At 67.8% G+C, this 26,527-nt stretch carries 24 protein-coding genes and 1 pseudogene; 13 read left to right on the top strand and 12 right to left on the bottom strand.

The features are described from left to right. Positions 1–8: 8 nt before the first annotated feature. From ABQE93_RS17585 to ABQE93_RS17575, 3 genes are all read right to left on the bottom strand, one after another. Entirely contained in the window at positions 9–1,085 is a 1,077-nt protein-coding gene (locus ABQE93_RS17585) for a methyltransferase domain-containing protein (RefSeq protein WP_448409324.1), read from the bottom strand. An 89-nt stretch (positions 1,086–1,174) separates the two neighbouring features. Next, positions 1,175–2,794 carry a LuxR C-terminal-related transcriptional regulator gene (locus tag ABQE93_RS17580; protein ID WP_448409326.1) on the bottom strand — a complete coding sequence of 540 codons (1,620 nt, stop codon included), beginning with the start codon at positions 2,792–2,794 and terminating at the stop codon, positions 1,175–1,177. A 24-nt stretch (positions 2,795–2,818) separates the two neighbouring features. After that, entirely contained in the window at positions 2,819–3,586 is a 768-nt protein-coding gene (locus ABQE93_RS17575) for a dioxygenase family protein (RefSeq protein ID WP_448409447.1), read from the bottom strand. A gap of 51 nt (positions 3,587–3,637) precedes the next feature. On the opposite strand from ABQE93_RS17575, the gene ABQE93_RS17570 reads away from it, so the two are divergent. Beyond that, positions 3,638–4,726, top strand: coding sequence for an S-(hydroxymethyl)mycothiol dehydrogenase (locus ABQE93_RS17570; protein WP_448409327.1), 1,089 nt, complete (start codon positions 3,638–3,640; stop codon positions 4,724–4,726). Next, positions 4,723–5,352 carry an MBL fold metallo-hydrolase gene (locus ABQE93_RS17565; RefSeq protein ID WP_448409329.1) on the top strand — a complete coding sequence of 210 codons (630 nt, stop codon included), beginning with the start codon at positions 4,723–4,725 and terminating at the stop codon, positions 5,350–5,352. Before ABQE93_RS17570 ends, ABQE93_RS17565 begins: the two co-directional genes overlap by 4 nt. Here ABQE93_RS17565 and ABQE93_RS17560 read toward each other — a convergent pair. After that, on the bottom strand, positions 5,349–5,951 hold the full coding sequence (locus ABQE93_RS17560) for an SHOCT domain-containing protein (RefSeq protein ID WP_448409330.1): 603 nt from the start codon (positions 5,949–5,951) through the stop codon (positions 5,349–5,351). The genes ABQE93_RS17565 and ABQE93_RS17560 overlap by 4 nt on opposite strands. A 76-nt stretch (positions 5,952–6,027) precedes the next feature. On the opposite strand from ABQE93_RS17560, the gene ABQE93_RS17555 reads away from it, so the two are divergent. Beyond that, positions 6,028–7,116, top strand: coding sequence for a class I SAM-dependent methyltransferase (locus tag ABQE93_RS17555; protein WP_448409448.1), 1,089 nt, complete (start codon positions 6,028–6,030; stop codon positions 7,114–7,116). A gap of 3 nt (positions 7,117–7,119) precedes the next feature. Here the strand turns inward: ABQE93_RS17555 and ABQE93_RS17550 are convergent, their stop codons facing one another. The 3 genes from ABQE93_RS17550 to ABQE93_RS17540 form a co-directional block, all read right to left on the bottom strand. Next, positions 7,120–8,910 carry an Hsp70 family protein gene (locus ABQE93_RS17550; RefSeq protein ID WP_448409332.1) on the bottom strand — a complete coding sequence of 597 codons (1,791 nt, stop codon included), beginning with the start codon at positions 8,908–8,910 and terminating at the stop codon, positions 7,120–7,122. A gap of 93 nt (positions 8,911–9,003) precedes the next feature. Then, positions 9,004–10,092, bottom strand: coding sequence for a glycoside hydrolase family 183 protein (locus tag ABQE93_RS17545; RefSeq protein ID WP_448409449.1), 1,089 nt, complete (start codon positions 10,090–10,092; stop codon positions 9,004–9,006). A gap of 43 nt (positions 10,093–10,135) precedes the next feature. Continuing rightward, on the bottom strand, positions 10,136–10,672 hold the full coding sequence (locus ABQE93_RS17540) for a hypothetical protein (protein WP_448409334.1): 537 nt from the start codon (positions 10,670–10,672) through the stop codon (positions 10,136–10,138). A gap of 111 nt (positions 10,673–10,783) precedes the next feature. Between ABQE93_RS17540 and ABQE93_RS17535 the strand changes: the two genes are divergently transcribed. Genes ABQE93_RS17535 through ABQE93_RS17515 form a run of 5 tightly spaced genes read left to right on the top strand, consistent with a single transcriptional unit; the run spans position 10,784 to position 16,512 of the window. Next, positions 10,784–12,313, top strand: a complete 1,530-nt coding sequence (locus ABQE93_RS17535) for an ABC transporter substrate-binding protein (RefSeq protein ID WP_448409335.1) — start codon at positions 10,784–10,786, stop codon at positions 12,311–12,313. Next, entirely contained in the window at positions 12,310–13,266 is a 957-nt protein-coding gene (locus tag ABQE93_RS17530) for an ABC transporter permease (RefSeq protein ID WP_448409336.1), read from the top strand. The genes ABQE93_RS17535 and ABQE93_RS17530 overlap by 4 nt, the downstream gene beginning before the upstream one ends. Beyond that, the gene (locus ABQE93_RS17525) at positions 13,263–14,138 is read left to right on the top strand and encodes an ABC transporter permease (protein ID WP_448409337.1); all 876 of its coding nucleotides are present in this window, start codon (positions 13,263–13,265) and stop codon (positions 14,136–14,138) included. The genes ABQE93_RS17530 and ABQE93_RS17525 overlap by 4 nt, the downstream gene beginning before the upstream one ends. Further along, on the top strand, positions 14,135–15,757 hold the full coding sequence (locus tag ABQE93_RS17520) for a dipeptide ABC transporter ATP-binding protein (protein ID WP_448409339.1): 1,623 nt from the start codon (positions 14,135–14,137) through the stop codon (positions 15,755–15,757). Before ABQE93_RS17525 ends, ABQE93_RS17520 begins: the two co-directional genes overlap by 4 nt. Positions 15,758–15,771: 14 nt before the next feature. After that, on the top strand, positions 15,772–16,512 hold the full coding sequence (locus ABQE93_RS17515; RefSeq protein WP_448409341.1) for an SDR family NAD(P)-dependent oxidoreductase: 741 nt from the start codon (positions 15,772–15,774) through the stop codon (positions 16,510–16,512). A gap of 60 nt (positions 16,513–16,572) precedes the next feature. On the opposite strand, the gene ABQE93_RS17510 is transcribed toward ABQE93_RS17515, so the two are convergent. The 4 genes from ABQE93_RS17510 to ABQE93_RS17495 all read right to left on the bottom strand — a co-directional run bounded on the left by ABQE93_RS17510 (position 16,573) and on the right by ABQE93_RS17495 (position 21,644). After that, entirely contained in the window at positions 16,573–18,216 is a 1,644-nt protein-coding gene (locus ABQE93_RS17510; protein ID WP_448409343.1) for a DUF7800 domain-containing protein, read from the bottom strand. A 50-nt stretch (positions 18,217–18,266) separates the two neighbouring features. Further along, positions 18,267–19,967 (bottom strand): hypothetical protein, encoded by a 1,701-nt coding sequence (locus ABQE93_RS17505; RefSeq protein WP_448409345.1) that lies wholly within the window; start codon positions 19,965–19,967, stop codon positions 18,267–18,269. 176 nt (positions 19,968–20,143) lie between these two features. Then, the gene (locus ABQE93_RS17500; protein ID WP_448409347.1) at positions 20,144–20,329 is read right to left on the bottom strand and encodes a hypothetical protein; all 186 of its coding nucleotides are present in this window, start codon (positions 20,327–20,329) and stop codon (positions 20,144–20,146) included. 34 nt (positions 20,330–20,363) lie between these two features. Continuing rightward, positions 20,364–21,644, bottom strand: coding sequence for an acyl-CoA dehydrogenase family protein (locus ABQE93_RS17495; RefSeq protein WP_448409348.1), 1,281 nt, complete (start codon positions 21,642–21,644; stop codon positions 20,364–20,366). A 103-nt stretch (positions 21,645–21,747) separates the two neighbouring features. On the opposite strand from ABQE93_RS17495, the gene ABQE93_RS17490 reads away from it, so the two are divergent. The 4 genes and pseudogenes from ABQE93_RS17490 to ABQE93_RS17475 all read left to right on the top strand — a co-directional run bounded on the left by ABQE93_RS17490 (position 21,748) and on the right by ABQE93_RS17475 (position 24,249). Continuing rightward, positions 21,748–22,050, top strand: coding sequence for a DUF732 domain-containing protein (locus ABQE93_RS17490; protein ID WP_448409349.1), 303 nt, complete (start codon positions 21,748–21,750; stop codon positions 22,048–22,050). A 49-nt stretch (positions 22,051–22,099) separates the two neighbouring features. Beyond that, positions 22,100–23,023, top strand: a pseudogene (locus ABQE93_RS17485) (transglycosylase SLT domain-containing protein); the annotation flags it as partial. A gap of 54 nt (positions 23,024–23,077) precedes the next feature. Beyond that, positions 23,078–23,749, top strand: coding sequence for a DUF1460 domain-containing protein (locus ABQE93_RS17480; protein ID WP_448412436.1), 672 nt, complete (start codon positions 23,078–23,080; stop codon positions 23,747–23,749). A 182-nt stretch (positions 23,750–23,931) separates the two neighbouring features. Further along, the gene (locus ABQE93_RS17475; RefSeq protein WP_448409351.1) at positions 23,932–24,249 is read left to right on the top strand and encodes a hypothetical protein; all 318 of its coding nucleotides are present in this window, start codon (positions 23,932–23,934) and stop codon (positions 24,247–24,249) included. Positions 24,250–24,383: 134 nt separating this feature from the next. Here the strand turns inward: ABQE93_RS17475 and ABQE93_RS17470 are convergent, their stop codons facing one another. Continuing rightward, entirely contained in the window at positions 24,384–24,620 is a 237-nt protein-coding gene (locus ABQE93_RS17470; protein WP_448409353.1) for a hypothetical protein, read from the bottom strand. On the opposite strand from ABQE93_RS17470, the gene ABQE93_RS17465 reads away from it, so the two are divergent. Next, positions 24,607–26,526: an alkaline phosphatase family protein gene (locus ABQE93_RS17465; RefSeq protein WP_448409354.1), complete on the top strand. Its 1,920-nt coding sequence runs from the start codon at positions 24,607–24,609 to the stop codon at positions 26,524–26,526. The two genes, ABQE93_RS17470 and ABQE93_RS17465, sit on opposite strands and share 14 nt — an antisense overlap. The last annotated feature ends 1 nt before the right edge of the window (position 26,527 follow it).

Genomic DNA, 26,527 nt, shown 5'->3' with positions numbered 1-26,527 from the left:
CGCCGAGCCTACTTGCGGGCGATGTAATAGCTGTTGATCGGGTCGGACTCGATCTCGTGCACCGTCACCTCGGCGAACCCGGCGTCGGCGAGCATCGCCTCGGCGAGCTGACGGCCCCAGCACGTGCCCAGCCCGGCGCCGTCGAGCCCCAGCGACACGCTCATGCAGTGCATCGTCGACACCGTGTACATGTAGGTGGTGAACGGGACGCCGACGTTGTCCTCGAGCCTGCTCGACGATTTGATGTCGACCATCAGAAAGACGCCGCCGGGCCGCAGCGCTCGGTAGATGTTCTCGAGCACCCGCGCCGGCGCGGCCTGGTCGTGGATGGCGTCGAACGCGGTGATGACGTCGTAGCTTTCGGCCATGTCGAGCCCGGCCACGTCACGCGCGACGAACGTCGCGTTGGTCAGGCCCAGCTGATTCGCCTCGGCCCGGCCGGTGGCCAGCCCCTCGTCGGAGAAGTCGATCCCGGTGAAGCGGCTGGCCGGAAACGCCTTGGCCATGACGTTGATGGCATGCCCGCTGCCGCAACCGATGTCGGCGACGTCCGCACCCGCACGCAGCAACTCCGGCAGCCCCTCGGCCATCGGCAGGATGACGTCGACGAGCGCGGCGTCGAACACCTCGCCGCTCTCCTCGGCCATCAGCGTGTGAAAGCGCGGATACTCGCTGTAGGACAGGCCGCCGCCGTTGCGGAAGCACCCGATGACCTTCTGTTCCACCTCGGCCAGCAGCGGGATGAACTGCGCGACGCGGGCGAAGTTGTCCGGTCCCGCCGCGCGGGTCAGGACCGCCGCGCGGTGCCGCGGCAGCGTGAACGTCGCGGTGGCCGGGTCGTAGTCGATCACCTGCGCGGCCGCCACCCCGCCCAGCCACTCGCGCACGTAGCGTTCGTCAAGCCCTGCGGCGTCGGCGATCTGCACGCTGGTGGCCGGCGGCATCTCGGCCAGCGTGTCGAACAGCTTGGTCTGGTGGCCGATCGACAACAGGATGGCCAGGCTGGCGCTGTCGATCGCGCCCACGATGCGCTCTGCGAACTGTTCGGTGGTCTGGGCCGCCGCGGTGTCGGGGATTGTCGTCATGTCCGAACGGTAGACCGCACGCGGCGCCCCGCGCATCGGGTAAACCATGTAAACGCTCGCCCGCGTCGTGCGGTAAATGATGCAGACGGCTACGGCAGCAGGTGGTGTTCGTGTGCCCACGCCAACGCCGCCGTGCGCGACGATACCCCGAGCTTGGCGTAGATGTTGGCCAGGTGACGGCCAACGGTCTTCTCGCTGATGCAAATCTGTTCGGCCACTTGCCTGTTGGTGGCACCGCCGGCAATGCCCCGCAGCACCTCGACCTCGCGCCTCGTCAGCCCGCCGGGCGCGTTGGGCCCGCACGGTTCGACCGGCTCGACACCGAGCTGGCTGTAGATGTTCTCGGCGGTGGCCGAATCCGCCAGGGCCATCTCATGATCGGCGCAACCCTGACGCGCCAACGCCATCCAGTCATAGACCTGGGCGGTCTCGTAGCGGCACTGCAGGGTGCGGTACTGCCGCAGCGCCTCCTCCAGCAGCCCGAGCGCCTGCGCGTGCTGACCGCGCCGCACCAGTACCGCGCCGCGCGCATGCGCCGCCCACGCCCGGAAACCGGGTGTGTCGAACGCCGCCGCTCCCGATTCCAGTTCGTCACACAGCCTTTCGGCCTCGTCGAGGTTGCCGCGGACCAGCGCCACCTCGACCGCGCCGCGCAGCAGCGGCATCCGGTCCAGGCGCTCCAGTCCGGCCAGCGCCACCCGCAGATCGGTCCACGCGGTGTCGGCGTCGCCGACACGGCAGCGCAGCAGCGCTTCGCCGGGTTGCGGTTCGACGCCGAACATCCGGGCCCTGGTGAACGCCGCGAACGCGCCGTCGGCGTCGCCGCGGCGCCGACGCACCTCGCCCAGTTGGTAGTAGCCCTCCCCGGCCGCCCAGCTGTTGACGTCCTCCAATGCGCGGCTGGTGTCGACGAGCCGTGTCTCCAGCAGGCGAAGGTCCTCGGTGGCGGCCTGCACCTGCAGCCGGTGCACGTCGCAGACGCCCCCGTAGGCGGCCGACCCGGCGAACTCGTTGCACCACCGCTCCATCGACTGCGTCCACGCCCGCATCCGGGGCAGGTCGGCCAGCCGATGACAGTGGTGCAGCACGATGCAGTAGATGTCGCCGGCCCACTCCAGCGGCAGCTCGTCGGCCAGCACCGGCAGCATCGCCTCGTCGATGAGCCCGTAGGCCTCGGCCATGCGGCCGTCGAACATGGCCTCGAGCCCCTCGGCGACGTGGCACAGCGCGGTCACCGCAGGCGAGTCGAGCCGAGCGCACAGCTCCCGCAGCTTGCTCACCCGCGGCCCGATCAGCGCGGTGTCGCGGTTCATCAGCGCGACGACGGCGTCCAGGTACGCGAGATACCCGTGGGCCGGGCCGTCGGGTTCGCCGTCGAGCAGACGCCGCGCGCGGTTCATCCAGCCTTGGCCGATGTTGACGTCGCCGCGGGTCAGCCATGCCAGCGCGACGTCGACCGCCTTCATCGCCGCCGACGGCGGATCCGTGCGCGCCAGCTGGGTGAACACCCGCTCGGCGACCCGCAGCGACTCCTTGCCGTGGCCCAGACGCCACGCCGCCGCGGCCATCGCGTCGAGGTCGTCGACACCTAGCGAGGTGTTCTCGGCTACCTGCATGAACGCCTCGTAGGCGGCGTGCCAGTCACGGCGCTCGTGCGCGGACCTGGCCGCCAGCAGCAGCTCGGTGTGGGTGTCTATCCGGGTGGCCATGTCAGTGGTTCAACGGTATGGGAATCAGCTCAGTTCAATCGACCTTTTTGCCAGGCCCATCCAGTAGCCGTCGATCGGTTGGCGCGGGGACTGGCCGGCGTCGGAAGACGCCCCGAGCGCAACGAACAGCGGTGAGAAGTGCTCGATCGTCGGATGTGCATACGGCATGCCCGGCGCGCGGTTGCGGAAGTCGATCAGCGCGTCGACGTCCCCGGCGGCAAACGCCTCGGCCGCCCATGCGTCGAACTCGACGGACCAGCCCGGCGGCACCGCATTCGGCGAGGGGTCCTCGAGGAACGGCAGCCCGTGCGTGGTGAATCCGGAGCCGATGAGCAGCACCCCGTCGTCGCGCAGCGGCCGCAGCCGCTCGCCGAGCGTCAGCAGGCGTTGCGGATCGAGCGTCGGCATCGAGATCTGCAGCACCGGAACGTCGGCGTCGGGGTACATCACCGTCAACGGGACGTAGGCGCCGTGGTCGAGCCTGCGGTGCGGATCGTGACGCACCGGCTCGTCGGCGGGCATCGCGGCTTCCACGCGCGCGGCCACGTCGGCGGCGCCGGGAGCGTCGTAGGTCACCTCGTAGTAGCGCTGCGGAAATCCCCAGAAGTCATAGGTCAACGGCGTCTGCGGCGATGTCGACCCGATAGTCAGCGGCGCCGACTCCCAGTGCGCGGAGACGACGAGGACCGCCGTCGGGCGCGGCAATTCCGCCGCCCACGCCCGTAGCTGCGACACCCACAGCTCGTCGTCGACGAGCGGCGGTGCGCCGTGGGACAGATACAGCGCGGGCATCACGCCGACAAGCCTTGCACTTCGCGGCGCACTTCTCGCTAGGTTGGACATATGAGTCAAACGGTGCGTGGGGTGGTTTCGCGGAAGAAGGGTGAGCCGGTCGAGTTGGTGGATGTCGTCATCCCCGATCCCGGTCCGGGCGAGGTGGTGGTCGACATCCAAGCTTGCGGCGTCTGCCATACCGACCTGACCTATCGAGAGGGCGGTATCAACGACGACTACCCCTTCCTGCTCGGCCATGAAGCCGCGGGCACCGTCGAGTCGGTCGGTGCGGGCGTCACCAACGTAGTGCCAGGCGATTTCGTGATCCTGAACTGGCGCGCGGTCTGCGGACAGTGCCGGGCCTGCAAGCGTGGCCGCCCGCACCTGTGCTTCGACACCCACAACGCCGCGCAGAAAATGACGTTGTCCGACGGCACCGAATTGACACCGGCGCTGGGCATCGGCGCGTTCGCCGACAAGACGCTGGTGCACGAAGGTCAGTGCACCAAGGTCGATTCGGCCGCCGACCCGGCGGTGGCCGGCCTGCTGGGCTGCGGCGTGATGGCCGGAATCGGCGCCGCGATCAACACCGGCGCGGTCAACCGCGACGACACGGTGGCCGTCATCGGGTGCGGCGGGGTCGGCGACGCCGCGATCGCCGGCGCCGCGCTGGTGGGCGCTCGGCGCATCATCGCCGTGGACACCGACGACAAGAAGTTGGACTGGGCGCGCGAGTTCGGCGCCACCCACACGATCAACGCGCGCGAACTCGACCCGGTCGAGACGATTCAAGACCTCACCGACGGGTTCGGCGCCGACGTGGTGATCGACGCGGTCGGTGTGCCGCAGACCTGGAAGCAGGCCTTCTACGCCCGCGACTTGGCGGGCACCGTGGTGCTGGTCGGGGTGCCGACACCGGATATGACGTTGGAGATGCCGCTGGTCGACTTCTTCTCCCGCGGCGGATCGTTGAAGTCGTCCTGGTACGGCGACTGCCTGCCCGAACGCGACTTTCCCCACCTGATCGACCTGCATCTGCAGGGTCGGCTGCCGCTGGAGAAGTTCGTCACCGAACGGATCGCACTCGACGAGGTGGAAGGAGCGTTCGCGAAAATGCATGGTGGAGAGGTACTTCGGTCCGTGGTGGTGTTGACATGAACGGCGGACCGATTCAACGGGTGGTCACCTCGGGCACGTTCGAACTCGACGGTGGCAGCTGGGATGTCGACAACAACATCTGGCTGGTCGGCGACGAGAACGACGTGATCGTGTTCGACGCCGCACACGATGCCGAGCCGATCAAGGCCGCGGTCGGCGAACGCAACGTGGTGGCGATCGTGTGCACACACGGCCACAACGACCACGTCACCGTCGCCCCCGAACTGTCCGCGGCGCTGGACGCGCCGGTGCTGATGCACCCGGCCGACGATGTGCTGTGGCGGATGACCCACCCGGACAACGACTTTCGCACCGTCGAGGACGGCGACACCTTGAGCGTCGCCGGTATCGAGCTGCGCGCCCTGCACACCCCCGGCCACTCACCGGGCTCGGTGTGCTGGCACGCCCCCGAACTCAACGCGGTGTTCAGCGGCGACACCCTGTTCCAGGGCGGGCCGGGCGCGACCGGCCGGTCGTACTCCGACTTCCCGACGATTCTGGAGTCCATCTCGGGTCGGCTCGGGAAGTTGCCCGGCGAGACCGTCGTCTACACCGGCCACGGTGACTCCACCACGATCGGCGACGAACTGGTCAACTACGACGACTGGGTCGCGCGCGGGCACTAGCCCTGGTCGCTGGGCGCGTCGGATTTGGGCGGGGCGTCGTCGGACGTCAACGGCCGAGCGCGGCGGGCCGAGCGCACCGACCAGATCACCGACGGGATCAGCAGCACTACGCCCGCGGCGGCGAGCCCGCCGAACACCCACAGCAGCCAGCCGTGGCTGCTGCCGTGACCGAACGCCAACCGCGGGCTGAGGTAACCGTCGACGTCGCCGTCGGTGGTGACCCGATAGGTGCCGCCCGCGGCGATCTCGGCCGTCCACACCCGCACGTGGGTGTCGCTGTTCACCGTGGTCGTGCTGCCGATGCTCTCGATGACCACCGGATCGGGGCTGCCGTCCGGCGGTTCGATGCTCACGCTGATCCGCGGAATGGGAAATTCACTCGTCGGGGGTCCGGTGATCGTGGTGTGGAAACTGACGGTGACGTCACCTGCGGGAAGCGGGATTTCGTCCGAACCCGGGATCGGCACCTCGCCGTAGGCGTCGTAGTCGTCGAGCACGTACACGTTGAGCACCAAGGTCGCGATGACGCCGACGGCGCCCACGACCAGAGCCAGGATGGATACGACGACAGCGAGGCGCGGGCCGAACCTTCCACTCATGGCCGAAGTCTGTCACGGCTGCGGCGGCAAAGACTACGGTCGTGGTGTGAAGCGTCCGCATGTCTCCGACGTCGCGGTGCCGGAGTCCAGCATCGTCGTACGTCCCGAACCGATCGAAAGCGAGTCCTACACCGCGAGTTCGCGTCTGCAGGCCGCGGGTTTGCGTCCGGCGATCGCGCTGTTCGAGAAGGCCGCCGCGGATGTACCCGTGCCGACGGCGCCGCAACCGATCGTGCTGGCCGACTACGGCGCGGCCACGGGCCACAACTCGCTGCTGCCCATCTGCTCGGCCGTGCGCGCCATCCGCAAGCGGACCCGGCCCGACCACTCGGTTCTGGTCACCCACACCGATGTCCCCGACAACGACTTCTCGGCGCTGTTTCGCACGCTGACCGAGGATCCCGACAGCTACCTGCACGAGGACGCCAATACGTTTCCGACCGCCGTCGGCCGCTCCTTCTACGAGCAGATCCTGCCGACCAGCAGCGTGCACCTGGGCTGGAGCTCGTGGGCGGTGCAGTGGCTGCGCCGCGTGCCGGCGCCGATTCCCGATCACGTGCAGGTCGCCTATAGCGCCAACGCCGACGTGCGCGCCGCCTACACCAAGCAGGCCGCCGACGACTGGCGCGCGTTCATCGGGTGCCGCGGTAGGGAATTGCGCCGCGGCGGCCGTCTGGTCGTGATGACGATGGGCCTCGACGAGTCCGGCGAGTTCGGCTACCGCCCCTTGCTCAGGGCGTTGATGGACACGCTCAACGAACTGGCGGGCCATCAGCTGCTCTCGGCCGACGAAGTCCACCGCATGTGCATCCCGACCGTCGGGCGCAGCGAGGCGGACTTCATGGCGCCGTTCGCGCCCAAGGGCCGCTTCGAACAGCTCGAGATCGAGCATCTCGAGGTGTTCGACGCCGAGGACCGCTACTGGGGCCAGTATCAAATCGACAAGGACGCCGCGGTTTTCGGCAGACAGTGGGCCGCGTTCTTACGCGCGTCGGTGTTTCGGACGTTGGCCAGCGCGCTGGACGGCGGCGTGGCCGATCCCCGGACGGCGGACTTCTTCGACCGCCTGGAGACCGGGGTCGCCGAGCGGGTGGCCGCGGCGCCCGAACAGGTGCAGATCCCGATGGCGCACCTGGTGCTGGTCAAGCGGCCCAAGCTGCACTAGCCGCTACGGACCCGGCTGCGGTAGCTGCGGCGCGGGTACCCACGGCAGCCCCGGGATCGTCGGATACGGCGGCGTCGGGCTCCACGGCGGCGGCTCCGATGTCGGCGGCGGCTCCGACGTGGGCGGCGGTTCCGTCGTGGGCGGTGGTTCCGACGTGGGCGGCGGCGGTTCCGGGGACGGGGGCGGTGGTTCGGGGGACGGCTCGGGTGGCGGCGGTGGCGCGGTGACCGTCTGCGTCACCGGCGGCGGTGCCTGCCGGGTGATCGTGCGCGGCGGTGGCGGCGGTGGTTGCGTCACAGGCGGCGGTTCACTGGCCGGCGGCGGTGTGGTCGGCCGCGGCGTGGCCGTGATCGGTTCGGTGGTTGACGCGGGCGACTGGGTGGAGTCGTCGCCGACGGCGAGCAGCATCGCCGCGGTCAGCGCGGCCAGCACCGCGATCACCCCGATGCCCAGCGCGACCGCGGGTTTGCGGTACCAGGGCAGCGGCGGCGGCGGAAGGTCGTCCCACGAGTCGTGGTCGAACTGCAGTTGCGGGCGGGGTTCGGCCGCGCGCCCAGCGACCACCGGATAGTCGTACGGGTCGGATACCGGCACCTCCGGGATGTCCTCGGCGTCCGACCACGCCAGCGCCCCGACCGCGCCGGGCTGCGCTGTGCCGTCGGGTTCGGGCGCCGCCTCGGGCGCCATGGCGGTCGCCGCGGCGGCGGCCGCAGCGACGCCCGGGACGGCCGACATCGCCGTCGCGCCCTCTTCGACCGTCCCCCGCACGGCCGCCAGACCCCCGCCGATGGCGGCCGTCAGCCCGGGTCGTCCGGTCGTGATGACCGGAACCCGGAAGTGTTCGGACAGCGCGGTGGTGATGATCGGGATGCGCGCTCCCCCGCCCACCGATGCCACCGCAACGAGGTTGGCACCGTGAATTCCGTTGCGGTCCAACGTGTCCTGCAACACCGCGGTGAAGTCGGTGACCGGCTGGCGGATCGCGTCGTCGAGTTCGTTGCGGGTGAGCCGCACCTCGCTGCGGTGTCCGGTCAGTTCGGCCACCAGCGTGGTGACGCTGTCGGTGGACAGGCGTTCCTTGGCGCCGCGGCACTGCGCGCGCAGCCGGGCCAGCGATCCGATCGCCGACGTCCCGGACAGGTCGATGGCGCCTGCCGCAGCGAGGTCCTCGATGACGTGGGTGAGCAGCGCCTGGTCGACGAGGTCGCCGGAAAAGTCGGTGTGCCGCACCGTCGGCCCGACGGGCGTGTAGTTGTTGGCCGCGTCGACCAGGGTGATGCTGGTGCCGCTGCCGCCGAAGTCGCACAGCGCGATCACCCCGCGAGCGGGCAACCCGGGATCTTCCTGCAGCGCGGTCAGCGCCGCCGTGGCGTCGGAGATCACCGGCACCGGTTTGGGCTGTTGAAACTCCGGAACGGCGGCCAGCGCCGTGCGCAGCGCGTCGACGGCGGTCGAACCCCAGTGCGCGGGGTGCGTCACGGTCACCGGCCCCGCCGGCACCCGGCCGCCGCTGAGCCCGTAGACCATGGCCCGCAGCGCGTCGGCCAGGACGACGTCGGCGCGATGGGTGGTGCCGTCGGCGGCGACGATGCCGACGGGATCGCCGACCCTGTCGACGAAGTCGGTGAGGATCAGCCCACGCTCGTTGAGCCGGGGGTTTTCGCTGGGTACGCCGACTTCTGGCGGCCGGTGGGGGTAGCGCGTCAGCACCGGTGTCCGCACCAGCGCGGTCCGGCCCACCACCACGGCCGCCAGGTTGGTCGCCCCAACCGACAGCCCTACGCCGTCAGACATGGTCTCCCGTCTCGTATCAAGGCGTTGGTTAACGTCTCTACGGATCGTCCCCGCGCCGGGGATCAGAGGCAAATCCCGGCCCTGGCGCGTTGCTCACAGGTTGATCGGATCCGGCGGTGTCGTCTTGGTGGTGTCTTTCAGCGCGGCTTTGAACTGCATTGCGCGGTAAGGCCACCCGGTCGAGGTGTTCCACTGCGACACCACCAGCCCGAAACCGCCTTCGATATCGAACCGCGAACCGGGCAGCACGTACCCGCCGTAGAGTTGTGCGACCTGGTTCTTCAGGTGGTTTTCGTCGGACCACGCCGAGCCGACGATCGGGGTTTGCACGGGCGTCGTGTGCATGTTGGCCACCGGTGAGTCGACGACGCGGTATCCGAGGGCGTACTTGGATGCCAGGAAGCCACCCAGCACCCATTTGCCTTGTCCGACGCGGCGAAACGTCAGCTCACCCCATTTCTCGCCGGCCGGGGTGATCGGCGTCGCCGCGGCGCCCCACCCCCAGCGGCCGTCGGCGAAACCCCAACTGACGTATCGCGATCGGTGCCCGATGTCTTCGGGTCGCACCCGCATCATGATGATGCCCTTGTCGCGCTGAAACCCGGTGGCGACCACGTAGACCCAGCCGTCGTCGGGGTCGTGATCCCATGACCAGCACTGGGCATGCCCACCGTGCAGGTCTGCGGGGAACTTGGCATCCTCGCCCATGTGCGTCCAGGTGACGCCGCTGTCATCGGAGCGCCAGATCTCGGTCCAGACGACGGTGCCGAAGCCACGATTGACGATGGCGTGCAAGTAGATTGAGTCGCCCACCCGCAGCAGGTCGGACGGGATCACCGTGCTGATACCGCCGCGGCGCCATCCGCTGGCGGCGTTGTCGTGTTCGTAGTGCCACAGTTGGCGCGCGTAATCGGCGTCGTCGCCGCCGGCGCGCTCGTAGACGATTTCATGGTCAGCATCGCCCGTGCCGATCAGCACGACCGGCGACCGCCAATCGCCTTGTCCGACCGTGGTGCCCGAGAACGTGTCACCGAACACCGACACCAGCTTGCCGTTGGGGGCGACCACCGACGCGCCCAGGTCGGTGCAGGTGACACCCCACCGATCGGTCAGCCCGGGACCCGTCACATCGACGACCTTGCCGTTGAGCAGCGGCACGCGCGGGCGCTCGCGGCGCCGCAGACCATGTCCGGCGGCTCGACCGATCGACGGGTCGTCGGACAAGTCAGAAGCAGCGGCGCAGGCCGCCCGGCTCACAGATCAGCGGGTACTGGTCGACGGGGATGACCAGCGGACGGTTGAAGGACATCGTCAGCGGTACCTCGAACATCGCGGCCTGCTCACCGCACACGGCGCCGTGGATCACCTTCATGCTGCCCACCCACGTGTAGGGGTCGAACGAATAGATCGTCTGCTGCGGAGCCGTGCTCCCGTCCGGGCAGGTCTTACCGTCGATCGTGTCGTAGTCGAACGTCCACCGGCCGCCGATCATCACGGCCTCGGCGCCCGGCTGGCCCTTCGGGGTGACCTTCAGCTTGCAACCGACCGGCAGCAGCAGCGGTTCGCGCAGGTCACCCACGACGGGAACGCATGAGGGGAAGATCTCCCACTCGGTGGTGGCCTGCCCGTCGATGTTGACGTTGTAGACGCCCTCCGGAACGCCGGGGGCCTTGACGTCGCCTTGTGCGTGCGCGGTCGCGGCGAGCCCGAGGGCCAGCGCGGCGCTGGCCAGGGCCACCCCGAGCGCTCGGAGAAGTCCCATGATGTGCACCCCTTCACCTCAAGCGTCTCGACGTCGAACCGCGTCGAGTATGTCAGTGTGGACATGGTCCCGTCCATAAACGGGCCACGGACGACTCCGGGGTGATGGCACATGAAACGGCGGGCGGTGGCGGCGGCGGTCGCCACCATCGCCACCCTGATTCTCACCGTCACGGCGTGCTCACCCGGTCAGCGGGTCGACCTCGGCGACGACGTGGCAGGCAACCTCATCGCCGCCATCTCCGGTGAACCCGACCAACTCGACCCGCACAAGACCACGGCCTACTTCTCCTTCGAGGTGTTGGAGAACGTCTTCGACACGCTGGTCGAGCCCGACGAAAACCTCGAGATGCGCCCGGCGCTGGCCGAGTCCTGGACGGTCAGCGCCGACCAACTCACCTGGACCTTTCCGTTGCGCGGCGGGGTCACCTTCCACGACGGCAGCCCGCTCACCGCCGAGGACGTCGTGTACTCCTACCGCCGGATCATGGACGAAAAGCTGGCCAACGTCGACAAGTTCAGCGCCGTCGTCGACGTCACCGCGCCCGACCCGCACACCGTCGTCGTCCATTTGGACCGCCCGACCCCGAACCTGCTGACCAACCTCGGCGGCTTCAAGGGCATGGCGATCGTGTCGCGTGAAAACGTCGAATCCGGTCAGATCGCCACGCACCCGGTCGGCACCGGGCCGTTCTCGTTTCTGGCCCACAAGAGCGGTGACTCGATCACGCTCAAGGCCAACCCGTCGTACTGGGATGGGCCACCGCCGATTTCGGGCGTCACGTTCCGGTTCATCTCCGAACCGTCCACGGCGCTCTCGGCGCTGCAGGCCGGTGAAGTCGACTGGACCGATTCGGTTCCGACCCAACGCGTCGCGCAGTTGCGTGAGGACGACTCGATCGCCCTTGCCGTCACCCCCAGCAACGACTACTGGTACCTGGCGCTCAACGAGGCCCGCCAACCCTGGGACGACGTGCGGGTGCGCCAGGCGATCGCCTACGGCATCGACCGCGACGCGATCGTCGCGGCCACCAGCTACGGCACCGCGACCGCCAACCAACTCGCGATCCCCGAAGGCAACCCGTGGTACACGCCTTATGACCGCTACCGCTACGACATCGAGACCGCACAGCGGCTGCTGGACGAGGCGGGCGTCGGCGACGTCAACCTCGACCTGCTGGTCACCAGCGAGTATCCCGAGACCGTGACCGCCGCGCAGATCATCGCCGATAACCTTGCGCCGCTTGGTATCACGGTGAGCATCCGCACCGTCGACTTCGCCACCTGGCTCGACGAGCAGAACACCGGCAACTTCGACATGTTGATGATGGGTTGGCTGGGCAACATCGACCCCGACGACTTCTACTACGCCCAGCACCACTCGAACGGCACCAGCAACGCGCAGAAGTTCTCCGACCCCGAGGTGGACCGGCTGCTCGACGCCGGGCGGGTCGAGACCGACCGCCAAGCCCGCGGCGCGCTGTACGACAAGGCGGCCACGCTGATCGCAGACAAGGTCAGCTACATCTTCCTGTACAACCCGTCGGTGATCCAGGCCTGGAACCCCGAGCTGACCGGCTATGACGCCCGCCGCGACGCCGCAGTGCGTTTCCGCACAGCGGATTTGGGACAACGGTCATGACGCATCCCGTGCTGCGGTTCCTGGCGCGCCGGCTGCTGTACTCGGCGGTGGTGATGGTCGGGGTCGTCGTGGTGGTGTTCACCCTCGTGCACCTCGTGCCCGGCGACCCGGTCCGCATCGCGCTGGGTACCCGCTACACCCCGGAGGCCTACGAGGCGCTGCGCCAGGCCAGCGGGCTGGACAAGCCGATGTGGCAGCAGTTCTTCGGCTACCTCGGCTCGGCGCTGACCGGCGATCTCGGGGTGAGCTTTCGCAACGGCGATCCGGTGACGCTGATCCTGCTCGAACGGCTGCCCGCGACGGTGTCGCTGGCCATGGTCGGCGTCCTTCTCGCCCTGCTGATCGCGCTGCCCGCCGGGATCTGGTCGGCGCTGCACGAGGGCCGGCTCAGCGACGCGATCGTGCGGATGGGCAGCCAGTTCGGCGTGTCGATCCCCGACTTCTGGATGGGCATCCTGTTGATCGCGCTGTTCGCGACGACGCTGGGCTGGTTGCCGACGTCGGGCTACCGGCCGCTGTTGCAGGACCCGGCCGGCTGGCTGCGCCACATCGTGTTGCCCGCGTTGACGGTCGCGCTGGTCGCCGCGGCGATCATGACCAGGTATGTGCGTTCGGCGGTGCTCGAGGTCGCCGCCACCGGCTATGTCCGCACCGCCAGGTCGAAGGGGTTGTCGCCCACGGTGGTGACGTTTCGGCACACGGTGCGCAACGCGCTCATCCCGATTTTGACGATCACCGGCATTCAGCTGGCGACGATCCTGGGCGGGGTCATCGTGGTCGAGGTGGTGTTCGCGTGGCCCGGACTGGGCCGGTTGGTCTACAACGCCGTCGCGGCACGGGATTACCCGGTGATCCAGGGCGCGGTGCTGCTGATCGCCGCCCTGTTCCTGCTCATCAACCTGATCGTGGACGCGCTGTACGCCGTCGTCGACCCGAGGATCCGGCTGTCATGAACGCCGACACAGGAACGCGGGTGCCGTTCTGGCGGCTGCTGCTGGGCAACCCGGTCACGGCCGTCAGCGCGACGGTGCTCGCCGTCGTCGTGTTCGTCGCGATCGGCGCGGATTGGCTTGCCCCCTATGGCGTCAACGATGTCGACGTGCCCAACGCGCTGCAGCCGCCCGGCGCCGCGCACTGGTTCGGCACCGACGAGTTGGGCCGCGACGTGTTGTCGCGGGTGCTGGTCGCGGTCCAGGCGTCGCTGCGGGTGGCGGTGGTCAGCGTGGCGTTCGCGGTGATCGTCGGTGTGACGGTCGGCGTCGTATCCGGTTACCGCCGCGGCTGGTTGGACGCGGTGTTGATGCGCGTCGTCGATGTGATGTTCGCGTTCCCGGTGCTGATTCTGGCGTTGGCCGTGGTGGCGATCCTGGGCCCGGGCGTGACGACGACGATGTTGGCGATCGGCATCGTCTACACCCCGATCTTCGCGCGGGTGGCCAGGGGCAGCACGTTGAGCGTGCGTACCGAGCCGTTCGTCGCGGCGTCGCAGAGCATGGGCACCGGCAACCTCTACATCCTCGGCCGGCATATCCTGCCGAACATCGCTGGGCCGCTGGTGGTTCAGACGTCGCTGTCGCTGGCGTTCGCGATCCTGGCCGAGGCCGCGTTGTCGTTTCTCGGGCTGGGTATCCAGCCGCCGCAGCCGTCGCTTGGCCGGATGATCTTCGACTCTCAGGGTTTCGTGACGCTGGCGTGGTGGATGGCGGTGGTGCCTGGCGCCGCGATCGTGGTCACGGTGCTTGCGTTCAACCTGCTCGGCGACGGTCTGCGTGACGTGCTGGATCCCAAGCAGCGCACCATGATCGAGGCCCGGAGAAAGCAATGACGGACCCCACACTCAGCGTGCGCGATCTGCGGGTGGCGATCGGTCGACGCGAGATCGTGCGCGGCGTGTCGTTCGACGTGCACCCCGAACAGACGCTGGGCATCGTCGGCGAATCCGGGTCGGGCAAAACCATGACGGCGTTGGCCGCCACCGGACTGCTCGACGCACCCGGTGCCGTCGTCACCGGTGAGAGCACGCTGGGCGCCACCGCGGACAAGGGTGCCGTGCAGTTGGTCGGCGCGTCGGCGCGGCTGCTGCGCAGCGTGCACGGCGGCCGCATCGGGTTCGTGTTCCAGGACCCCTCCACGTCGCTGAACCCGCTGCTGACCATCGAACGCCAGATCACCGAATCGGTTGAGACACATCGCCGTTCGACCCGGCGGCAGGCGCGCAGCCGGGCGCTTGAACTGTTGGAGGCGGTGGGTCTGCCCGATCCCGAGGCACGGCTGGACAGCTATCCGCATCAACTCTCGGGCGGGCAGCGACAACGGGTGATGATCGCGGTCGCGATGGCCTGCGACCCGCAACTGCTGATCGCCGACGAACCGACCACCGCGCTCGACGTGACGACGCAGGCGCAGATCGTCACGCTGGTAAGGGATTTGCAGCGTGACTTCGCCACCGCGGTGGTGTGGATCAGCCACGACCTCGGTGTGATCGGCCAAGTGGCCGACGACGTCACGGTGCTGCAGCAGGGTCGGGCCGTCGAGCAGGCCACGATCACCGACGTCTTCGACCGTCCGCAGCATGCCTACACCCGTGAGCTGTTGGCCGCGCGGCCGGTGATCGGCCACACCGGCCCGGAGCCGGTCTCCGGCACCGAGGTGCTGCTGGACGTCGCCGGCCTCGATGTGCGGTACCGGGTCTCCACGGCCAGCGGCAAGCGCACCGTACATGCGGTGGATGACCTGTCGTTTCGCATCAGGCGCGGCAGCACGCTGGGGCTGGTCGGGGAATCCGGTTCGGGGAAGTCGACGGTGGCCGCAGCGCTGACCGGTCTGGTCGAACCCGATGCGGGCACCGCGACCATCGGTGGCGCCGACGTGATCGGCGTGCGGCGCTCGGCGGTCAAGGCGGTGCGCCGACGGATCAGCCTGGTGTTGCAGGACCCGTTCTCGTCGCTGAATCCGCGTGCGCGGGTGGGCACTTCGATCGGTGAACCGTTGATGGTGCACCGGCTCGCGCGGGGCAGGCAGGCCCGCCGGACCCGTGTCGAGGAACTGCTGGACCTGGTCGGGCTGCCGACGTCGTTCGCCGGCCGCTATCCGCACGAGTTGTCCGGCGGTGAACGGCAACGCGTGTCGATCGCGCGGGCCCTGGCCGTCGAACCCGATCTGGTGATCTTCGACGAAGCCACTGCGTCACTCGATGTTTCGGTGCAGGCTCGGGTGCTCGACCTGTTGACCCGGCTGCAGCGTGAGCTGGGGTTGACCTATCTGTTCATCGCGCATGACCTGGCCGTCGTGCAGCAGATGAGCCATGACGTGCTGGTCATGCGCGACGGCGCCCGCATCGAGTACCGTCCGGCCGCCGACCTGTTCGCCGCACCCGAGCGCGACTACACCCGTGTGTTGCTGGCCGCGATACCGCCGTCTCACCGGGTGTCCGGCGGGCCGTGAGAAGGTCTTCAACCATGACGTCACTGAGCGGCAAGGTCACATTGGTCACAGGCGCGTCGGCGGGTTTGGGCGCCGCGGTCGCGCAGCTGTTCGCCGAGCGCGGCGCGACGGTGTTCGGTATCGCGCGCGACGCCGAACGGATGGCGGAGGTCTTCGAGTCCGTACCGGGCGGCCGGTACGCGTCGGTGGACGTCACCTCCTCACAGGCGTGCCGCGACGCGGTGGCGCAGTGCGTGGCGGCGTTCGGCCGGCTCGACGTTCTGGTCAACGTCGCCGGCTTCCACCAGATGCGCCACACCACGACGATGAGCGACGAGGACTGGGCCCGCGATCTCGCGGTGAACCTCAACGGGCCGTTCTACCTGTGCCGCGCGGCGCTGCCGCACCTGCTGGAGGCCGGCGGCAACATCGTCAACGTCTCGTCGATCGCGGGTGTGGAAGGCGAGGTGTACTCGGCCGGCTACTGCGCAGCCAAACACGGACTCGTCGGCCTGACCCGCGCGCTGGCCGTCGAGTACACCAAGGAGAAACTCCGGGTGAACGCCGTCTGTCCCGGCGGTATGCCCACCGCCCAGACCACCGAGTTCACCGCGCCCGACAACGCCGACTGGGACCTGATCATGCGGATCGCGTCGCCACGCGGGTTCATGGACACCGTCGACGTGGCCAAGGCGATCGCATTTCTGGCCAGCGACGACGCCGCCGCGATCCACGGCGCGGTGTACCGAGTCGACAACGGAAAGGGCGCCGGCTGAAGGCGATTTCGGTGCGCTTACCTGCGCTCAGCGATGGTTTGCGCACCGAAATCGCCAAAGTCAGAGCAGTTTGTGCTCGATCACGGTGGTCAGCTGTGGTTTGCGCCAGCCGCCGGTGACCTTCTCGATGCGCACGCCCATCTCCCCGCCGGCGATCTCCAGCGTCCCGACCTGGTTACGGAAGTGCGGCATCGTGACGGGTCGCCACCGAAGCCGCGGCATCCCCACCTTCGTGGTCCGGGCGAGCGCCTTGCCGATGGACTCGACGAACCGGGTGTGGCCGAGCCGCAGCACAACACGTTCGACCGCCGACGGCTCCTTGCGCAACCCCGAGCACACCACCTGCCATACCTTGGTGGCCACATTGGCACCGGCGTCGGGCGCGTCAACCTCGGTCACCCAGCAGTGGTGCACGTCGCCGCCGAACAGCACCATCGTGTCGGGCGCCCGACCCCGCTTACCGCTGACCACGTCGATGACCAGATCCTCGAAGCGTCGATAGCTGTCCTGGAAGCAGGCCCAGTGGTCGAGGTTGGCAGTGATGCGCACCTTCTCCCCCAGCCCCGACAGCCGGTTGCCCCATGCGCCGTCGCTGACGGCCTCCGTCCAGGCTTCGATGTGGTGCATGCCGTAGGGCAACAGGATCGGCAGCGAACTGGCGAACAGCAGATGCTCATAGGTGCCGTCGACGTTGGAGGTGATCCAGTCCCATTCCTCGTCGGTGGTGATCTGGCGGCGCCCCGGTTGTAGTTGACGTCCGGAGCGGGCGTCGACGACGATCAGGCGCGCCGAACCCAAGTCGCGGCACATGCTGAAATGTGAGACGCCGTCGTCCTTTTCGGCCGTCTGCGCGAGCTCGCGGACCGCCTCGGTGCCCTGCCGCGTCTCGAGCACCCGCTGGAACGTCTGGTCCTTGGCCAGCTCGGTGGGCGACATGTTGCCCAGGTGCTGATACACCCAGTACGCCATCAGCCCGCCGATGATCCGGGTCTGGTACCAGTCGGTCTTGCGCATCTGGTCGCGCCAGGCCTGCGAGGTGTTCCATTTGTCGTTGATCTCGTGGTCGTCGAACATCATCGAGGTCGGCACCGTCGAGAGCATCCACCGCACCACGGGGTCGCGCCAGGCGTCCCAGTAGCCGATGCAGTACTCCTCGAAGTCCTCGAGCACCTCGACGGGCCCGTCGGCGTGCACCTCGCGGTCGGCGACCAGGTCCTTGATGGTGTCGTTGACCTGGTCGGCGTAGAGCTGGTCACCCATCATCAGCATCGCGTCGGGCCACAGCGCCGACGGCTGGCGCAGCATCCGCATGCCGTATGTGCGGAGCACGTCGATGCCCTTGCCCTTGGGGTGCCACCAGTGCTGGTAGGTGTGGGGCGGACGATGCGGGGCCGACGCGCGGCACGAGCCGAACATCAGCCGCAGCGAGCCGTCGCGCGGCATCAGCCGCACCCGCGGCTGCGGGAACTCGTAATCGGCTGGGGGCCAAGCTTTCTGGCCGTCGAGGTGAACCTCGTAGGGGTGCTCTCGACCGGGGTCCAGGTCCGTCACGCAGACGATCGCGAAGTGGTGCCCTTCGACCTCGAACGTCTCCGTGCGGTTGCCCAGCACCTCGACCTGACACGGTGTGTCCGTCTCGACCCAGATGGTCGCATCGGTTTCACCGACGTGGCGGAGCAGCGGCCCCACGCGAACCTCGGGCATCGTCCCATCATGCACCTTTTTTCGACGGGGTCGATGCCCGAGGCGCGCTCTCAGTGTTCGGGCCGCCGACGTCCGAGGTAGAACGCCATGCCGATGGCACCGAAGCCCAGCGTGCCGATCACCCCGGCGGCGACCATCAGGAACACGTCGCGTCCGGTCAGGCCGGCCGACGAGGACTCATCGGATGCCAGCCGCAACTGGTAGTCACCGGGCAGCGGACCTTCCTGGGGTTCCTCCAGGCCCGGGAACTGCTGGGTGCGGTGCACCTCGAATTGCCGTTCACCGCTTGGCGTCTGGGTCCACACACCCCATGCCGGCGTCGCGCCGTCGAGCAGGACCTTGCGCTCACCGAAACGGGCGTCCTCGCCGACATCGACGATCCTGCGGACCCGGAAGGGTTCGTAGGTCGCATCCGAGTAGCGCACCTGGACGGGCACGTTGTCGTAGCGCAGCACCGGCGGCGGAGGCGGCGGCAACGGCAGCCCGGCACCCGGGTAGTAGCCGCCACCGAAGAAGCTGCCCACCGCGATGTTGGTGATGGCCTGCATGGTGTCGATGGCCGCATTGACCGGGTTGAGGATCGCCGCGGTGAAGCTGTAGGCGGCGAACCGGGCGGCTTCCAGCACGATCCGGGACAGCGGCGGGATGTACATGATGCGGGGCCGCATGTCGTAGACGTAGACGATGCGCACCGGAGCCCGGAACGGGTTGGCGATGATCGGACGGTAGTACTCGTCGTACTCGATCCAATCCGGCCGCCACTGGCGCACGTTGCTGACGTACTCGACTCGACTCTCGATGCGACGATCGACACCGAACTCGGTCTTGGCGCTCGCCCCGATGTCCAGGCCCGGGATCTTCAGGCTGGTTTCGATCGAGTTCGCGAACGCGGCGACGTCGTCTTCGGCGGCCGGTTCGGGCTGCTCCTCGAAGATCGGCTCGGCGCGCTTGGCCAGCTGCACGTCCTCGGCCGGGGCCTCCAGCGTCTCCGGCTCCAGCATCTCGATCTGCTTGGCGGCCTGCGAGATCGACACGGTCGGCGTCTCGGATTCCTCGTCGCGGGTCTCGCTGTCGGTCTCCGAGGTGGCCGATTCGCTGGTGGGCGTCTCGCTAGTGGGCGCCTCGCTGGACTCGGTCGCCGGCGCGAGGGCCTCCGACGGGGGCACCGACGTGCCCGACGTCGTCTGCGGCGCATCGCTGTCGGCGTCCGTCGTGCGCGCGACCTTGCTCTCGCTGCTGGGCGCGGCGGAGCTGGCGGGTGTGCGCTCGGCGGTGGTCGACGGCTCCGGCTCAGGTGCGACGGCCGGTTCGGTGGTCTGCTGCACCGTCGTGCTAGCGGTCGTCTTCGGTGCCTGCGTCTTCGGTGCCTGCGTCTTCGGCTCCTGCGGCTCAGGCTTGGGCGCGCCGACGGCCGGGGCCTGCGTCGGCGCCTGCTGCGTCTGCGGGGCCTGCGTCGGCGTCTGCGGCGCCTGCGTCTGCGGCGCCTGCGTCTGCGGCGGCGGTGCCTGCGTCTGCGGCTTCGGGGCCTGCGTCGGCGTCTCTACCGCCGGGGCCTGCGTCTTCTGTTCCGGAGCCTCCCGTTTGGGAGCCTCCTCTTTGGCCTCCGGCGCGGTGCGCTTCGGCGTCGGCGCCACGATGGTGGTCGTCGGCCCACTCGAGTCGTCGGATCCGGGCTGGGCCAATGCCGGTGCCACGCCACCGGTAAGGGCTGTCAGTGAGATGACAATTCCGGACGCCAGGACGGCGACCACGCCACGCTTTGAGCAAAATTCAAGGGGTGCACCCATCGTGCGTCTGCTCCTTCAAAACATGCGCGGCGACTCCCCCAACACTGGTGCCTGTTCCAGCAGTCGCGGCGCTCGACAGTTTCATCGCTCGTTCGGCCGTAGTAGTTACAGCCCCGAGCGATGTGAAGAAAATTTCCGGTCTACGGCTTGCGGCGCAGCGCGCCGACCACCAACGCGACCCCGACCAGCGCGATAAGTGGACCCAGGATGGACCACGTCGTGGTGTTGCTCATCGGGCTGCCACCGACCACGCCGAAGCCCTGCAGCGCGAACAGCAGCCCGAACAGCGCGACGATCACACCGACGATGGCGATGGCGATTCGCATGGGTTCACCCTAGGCGCCGCCTCCGCGAGCAGGTTCAGCGACGCCGCGACAGGTACTTCTGGTAGGCCTCGGCAGCGGCGGCCAACTCCGGGCGCGCGTCCAGCACGGGTTGCAACTTCTGGCGCGCGGCCTCGCGCTTGTAGGGCAGGAACTCCGTCGGGAAGTGGCCCTCGTGCGGCTCGTAGTCGCGCAGCACCCGACGCGCGACGGTGGCTTTGTGCACCTCGTCGACGCCATCGGCGATGCCCATCGTCGGCGCGCCGGCGTACATGGCCTGGATCGGGGTGAGATCGGTGGTGCCCAGTGAGCCGAGGATGTGCAGCGCGTTGAACGACACCTCCCGCAGCACGCGCGCCATCGTGAACTTGACGGCAGCGATGTCGGTGCGGGCTTCCTGGGTGGAGGTCTGGTCGATCTTCCACGCCGTCTCGAGCACGAACAGCCGCAGCATCTTGATCATCGCGTAGGACTCGGCGATCTTCTCCTGCACCATCTGGTGTTCGGAGATGACCTTGCCGTGGGATTCGCGGCTCAGCGCCCGCTCGCACATCATGTCGAACGCGAGGTTGCACTGGGCGATCGTTCGCATGGCGTGGTGGATGCGCCCGCCGCCGAGCCGGCGTTGCGCCAGCACCCGGGCTCCGTCCTCCGGGCCGAGGAGATGGTCGAGTGGCACCCGCACGTCGCGGTAGATGATGTGGTTGTGGTTGCGGGGTTCGGGCATGATCTCCACACCCGGGGTCTTGCGCGGCACCACGAACATCCCGTTGGTGCACATCACGAAGAGAATGTCGGCGACGCGGCCCGCTGAGGTGAACCACTTCTCGCCGTTGATCACCCACTCGTCGCCGTCGCGCACGGCATGGGTCTTGAACAGGCTGGGGTCGCTACCGCCCTGCGGTTCGGTCATCGAGTAGGCCGAGAACATGTCCTGGTTGAGCAGCGGCTTGAGCCAGCGTTCCTTCTGCTCCTCGGTGCCGTAGGCGGCGAGCATCTCCATGTTGCCGGTGTCGGGGGCCGACGCGCCGAACATGTGTGGGGCGCCGGCGTAGCGTCCGATGACCTCGTTGAGCAGGCCGAGCTTGAGCTGCCCGTAGCCAGGGCCGCCGAGTTCCTCGTCGAGAAAGATCGCCCACAGCCCCTGGTCTTTGACTTCCTGCTGCAGCTCACGCACATAGGCCTTCACGGCGGGGTCCGGGGAGCGCACCGCGTACGGAAACACGTGATCGAGCGGCTCGACCTTTTCCTCGCAGAACTGTTTGACCCAGTCGAGCTTGTCCTGAAATTCCGGTTCGGTGCTGAAATCCCACGCCATGGGTGCAGTCTGTCACCACGCCGGTCACGCTCCTATCTCGATCTGCATCCAATCGCGTGCGCCGCGACCCGAACCGGGTAGTCGCGGGTAGGAATGAGGTGACATGACGATGCTTGCGCGACTCACAGCGCTGTTGGTGGTAATGATCGGCGTGGTGTTGGCCGCACCGCATGCTGCCGCATCACCCGAGGACGATTTCTGCCGCAGCATGACCTCGGTGGGTTTCACCGGCAACTGCACGACCCTGAGCACCCTGGCCCGCGACGTATGCACCCAGTTCGAGCGTGGCGCCGATGCGACGGCGGTGGCCGAGAAGTTGGACAGCACGACGAAAGACGAAACGCTGTCGAACTTCATCGTGGCCGGTGCTCGGCTGTACTTCTGCCCGGAACACCACCAATCCTGAGCCGCCGACACGAACGCTCCGCGGTCGGCGACGCTAAACTCCGACGGCAATGAATGCCGGAGCGCCCCGCTTTGACGCCGCCAGGATTGCTGCTGCTGTCGCGGGCACCGCCATGGTGTTGTTGGCCCTGGTCGGATGCTCGACCAGTGACAGGCCGGATACCGCCGCCACGACGACGGCGGCGCCCGAGACCCCGGCACCCGCAACCGAGCCCCCGCGCCGCGAACTCGCGTCCGACCCCGTCAACATCGCCGATGACCTGGTGGGCGACGAACGTGCGTTGCGCGACCCGTCGTCTTCGGAGGCGGTGCTGACGGCGGCGGCGCACCGGCAGCAAGCGGCCTACCGGGCCATCGGACACCATCCCGAATGGGACCCGATCGTGCGTCCGCGGATTCCGTCCGAGCTCCTGACGGTTTACGACCTCAATGTCAACGCGCGTCGGGAGCTCGGCGTGATGAGCCGGCCGAAGGACACGCTGCCGGCGTGGCGGATCGTCGCCCCCACACCGGCAGCCGAACTCATGGACTACTACCGCGAGGCCGAAGCGGAATTCGGTGTCGGCTGGAACTATCTGGCGGCGATCAACTTCGTCGAAACCGCCTTCGGACGGATCGCCGGAGTGAGCACCGCGGGCGCGCAGGGTCCGATGCAGTTCATGCCCGCCACGTTCGCCGCATTCGGCGCGGGTGGAGACATCCACTCGCCGCGCGACAGCATCATGGCGGCGGGACGCTACCTGGCCGCCAACGGGTTCACCGGAAACCGCGATTACGCGCTGTACCGGTACAACAACTCGAACAACTACGTGCGTGCCATCAATGACTACGCCGCTGCACTGGCCGCCGATCCCGCCGTGTTCACCGGATATCACCGGTGGGAGGTCTATTACAAGACGACGACGGGTGATGTGCTCCTACCGGTCGGTTACTCGGAGGCCGCGCCGATTCCCGTCGAGGCCTACCTTGCGTCCCAGACGTCGCCGGCTGTCCGGATCTCCGACCGCAGCGAGCAGATCCTCGACCGGATGTTGACGGCGAGCAAGGACATGGCGGGATCAGTTGGGGCCGAAGCGGTGTCGCGACAGTTCCTCGGAACACCTTATGGCGCAGACACATTGGTCGGCTCGGCGACAGAACCCGAGCAGCTGGTCGTTGAGCTGGAGAAGGTGGACTGCTTCACCTACGCTGACTACGTCGAGGCGCTGAAGCGGGCGAGCAACCGCGAGGAGTTCATCGACGCGCTCATCGATGTGCGCTACAAAGACGGCGTCGTCGCGTTCCAGAACAGGAAGCACTTCTTCACTGACTGGGCCGCCGACACACCCGCGGTCGCGACCGACCTCACGGCGACCTTGACTCCCAACGCGGTCGCGGTGCACAAGAACCTCAACCAGAAGGATTCGGGCGGGCAGTACCTGCCCGGGTTGCCGGTGGTCCCGCGAACGGTGTCCTACATTCCCAGCGCGCAGGTCGACGGCGGCGTGCTGAGCCAACTGCGCACGGGTGACTACATCGGGGCGTTCGCCGAAGACGGCGGCCTCGACGTCACCCACGTCGGCATCTTCGTTGAGACACCGGACGGGCCGGTGTTCCGGAACGCCTCGTCGTTGCGCGCGCACGAGAAGGTCATCGACCAGCCGCTGGCCGAGTACCTGCAGACCGTGCCGGGCGTGGTTGTGCTCCGCCCGACCAAATAGTCTTTGCTGAAAGGCCTCGTTCGGCACGGGCGTCCGCGAAGCCGGCGACGACGTCCTCGGTCCCGTTTTTGTCGGCGTGGCCAGGTAAAATAGTCGGGAATCGATCATCACGTTTTGCCTGAAAGAGGATTGTTTTGACCGCTTCCATGACCTCATGGCCGGTTTGCGGAGGATGCCAGGAGGTGGCCTACTTTCCGTGGATGGGCGGGGCCCACGCGTGCGGGTCGTCGGAGGACGACGAGCCAAGGTTGCAGGCCTATCTGCCGGAACCGCCGATGACCAACCCGTGCGGGACCGCCAGACGGAACCGGGTGACTCACGAGATCATGGTCGACGGCGCAGAGTTGGCTCACTTGGCGAGGTTCTTCGAGCGAATTCAGGACGACGACGAACTCGACCGGGTTCTGGTGGTCGTGCGCGCCGGGGGCACGCTGGAGTGTTTCGCCCCTTATTACGTGTACAGCGCCGAGGTCGGCTACAGCCATGCCCTCCCGGAGTGACGGCCGCTGTCACTTGTTCCTGAAAGCGGCGTACACCACGCGCCGGAAGCGGTAATTTGCTGCAAACGTCAAATTTCTGCTCCACCACGTTCGGGGACGTGGGTACGGAAGGAAACCGTCATGGGCTACGCCAACTACATCGGTCGCGTCGGAGCATTAGCGGTGACATTGGGCGTTGGCGTCGCCATCGCGAACGCTCCGGCCGTTGCGTTCGCGGACACCTCGAACTCGTCGTCGGAGAGCAGTTCGTCGTCGACCAGTGAGTCCTCGACCTCGAGCGTGTCATCGACCAGTGAGCCTTCGGGTGCAGAGGATTCGACGACGACCGAACAGTCCGACGACGCCGACGACGCTGATTTGTCTGACGTCACCGAGGACTCCGCCCTCGACGATGACGCCCTCGACGATGACGCCACGGACGACGACGGCACCGAAGACCTCAAAGAAGCCGAAGACGACGCGGATACGTCGCTGACGGAGGAGGACGCAGCGGAGAACGAGACGTCGAGCGGCGATGAGACACGCTCGGGCAGCCGAGATTTCGCCGACGAGGTCCAGTCCTACGTCAATGCGACCGTCGAACGGTTCACCCAGCAACAAGAAGAACCGGCGTCGCAACCGGACGTCACCGCCGCGGCCAAGGTCACCGACACCGAAGACGTCGCGCCGAAGGCATCGACCACGCAGTCCAATTCGACGACGACGTTCACGACCATGACGGTCCCGGAGGTTGCGCCGGTGACGGTTCCGGCCCAGCCGCGGCCCACGCTGGTCAGCCTCGTCAGTGAGACGGTGGCTTCGGTGCTGCGGCCGCTGATGGGCCTGGGCACCGAGGTGCCGCTTCAGATGCCCGGGCTGTGGGCGATGCTGGCGGCGGCGCGTGGTGAGTTCGAGCAGGCCCTGAGGCAGCACACGGCACCGCCGGCCGCGCAGTACACCGTCACGCAGATCTCGGGGCCCTCGGCACAAGCCAACGGCACGCCCTACGTGCTGGTGATCGGCGTCGACGGCACCAACCTGGGCCGGATCCTCTCCGACCCCGAGAACGACCACTTCTTTGCGCTGATGGACGAGGGCACCACCGCGGCCTCGAGCATCGTCGGCCACACCACGATCTCCAACCCCTCGTGGACGGCGATCCTGACCGGGGTGTGGGGTGAGACCACGGGTGTCGTGAACAACGTGTTCACGCCGGGGCCGTACAACCGGTATCCGACGGTGTTCAACATGCTCGAGACACACGACCCGAACATCGAGACCATCGCGATCGCCAACTGGAACGTCATCGCCGACATCGCGAATGCCGGATCGATTCCCGCCGACCAGATCCACTTCGTTCCCCGGGTGCCCGGCGACACGAACTGGTTGCTCACCGACGATGCCGTCGGCGCCGTGACCGTCGAGGCGATCAGAGACGTCCAGAACGGCACCCCGACGTTCATGTTCACCTACTTCGTCGGCGTCGACGAGAACGGACACGAGTACGGGGGCGCGTCGCCGCAGTACGCCGAGGCCATCCGCAACGTCGACGAGAACATCGGCGCGATCATGGCCGAGATCGCCGAGCGCGAGAAGTGCAACCCCGGTCTGTGTGAAAGCTGGACCGTGATCGTGGTGACCGACCACGGCCACCAGCCGCAGCAGGGCTTCGGGCACGGGTTCCAAACACCTTCGGAGACATCGACGTTCGTGATCGCGCGGGGTTCGGACTTCCAAGAGGGGTTCATGAACCTGCAGTACGAGATCGTCGATACGACGCCGACGGTGTTGGACCTCTTCGGCGCACCGCCACCCGCGTATTCCGACGGTGTCTCGCTGACCACGCTCGGCGACAGCGATGTCGACCCGGTCGATCTGCACCAGGCGCTGTTCGACGCGATCGCCATGAACGGCTATCCGGATATCGCCACCGACGTCACCCTGGCTATCCGGACGATCTTCACCTCGATCCCGTACTTCGTGTACACGTTCACCTACGACACGATCGATGAGCTGAGGTCGATCGCCAATCAGGACATCTTCTTGGTCAGCGCGCTGGCCGGGCTGGCGATCGTGCCGGTGCAGATCGTCGGCAACCTGTTGTATGTGGCGACCAACATTCCCGCGCAGATCGTGGCGCGGCTGACCGGAGTGAAGAACAACAGCATCTTCCCGCTGATCCCGGCGCCGCCGTCGACGTGGCCGCCGTCGCCGCTGATCCCGCCGAACCTGGCGCTGCTGACCTGTGGTGAAGGTGCGACCGCCGAGGTGCCGTGCAACACCGCGATCGTTGCGTGAC

The sequence above is a fragment of the Mycolicibacterium sp. XJ662 genome, from assembly GCF_053484035.1.
This window is presented reverse-complemented; position numbering and strand designations above follow the sequence as displayed.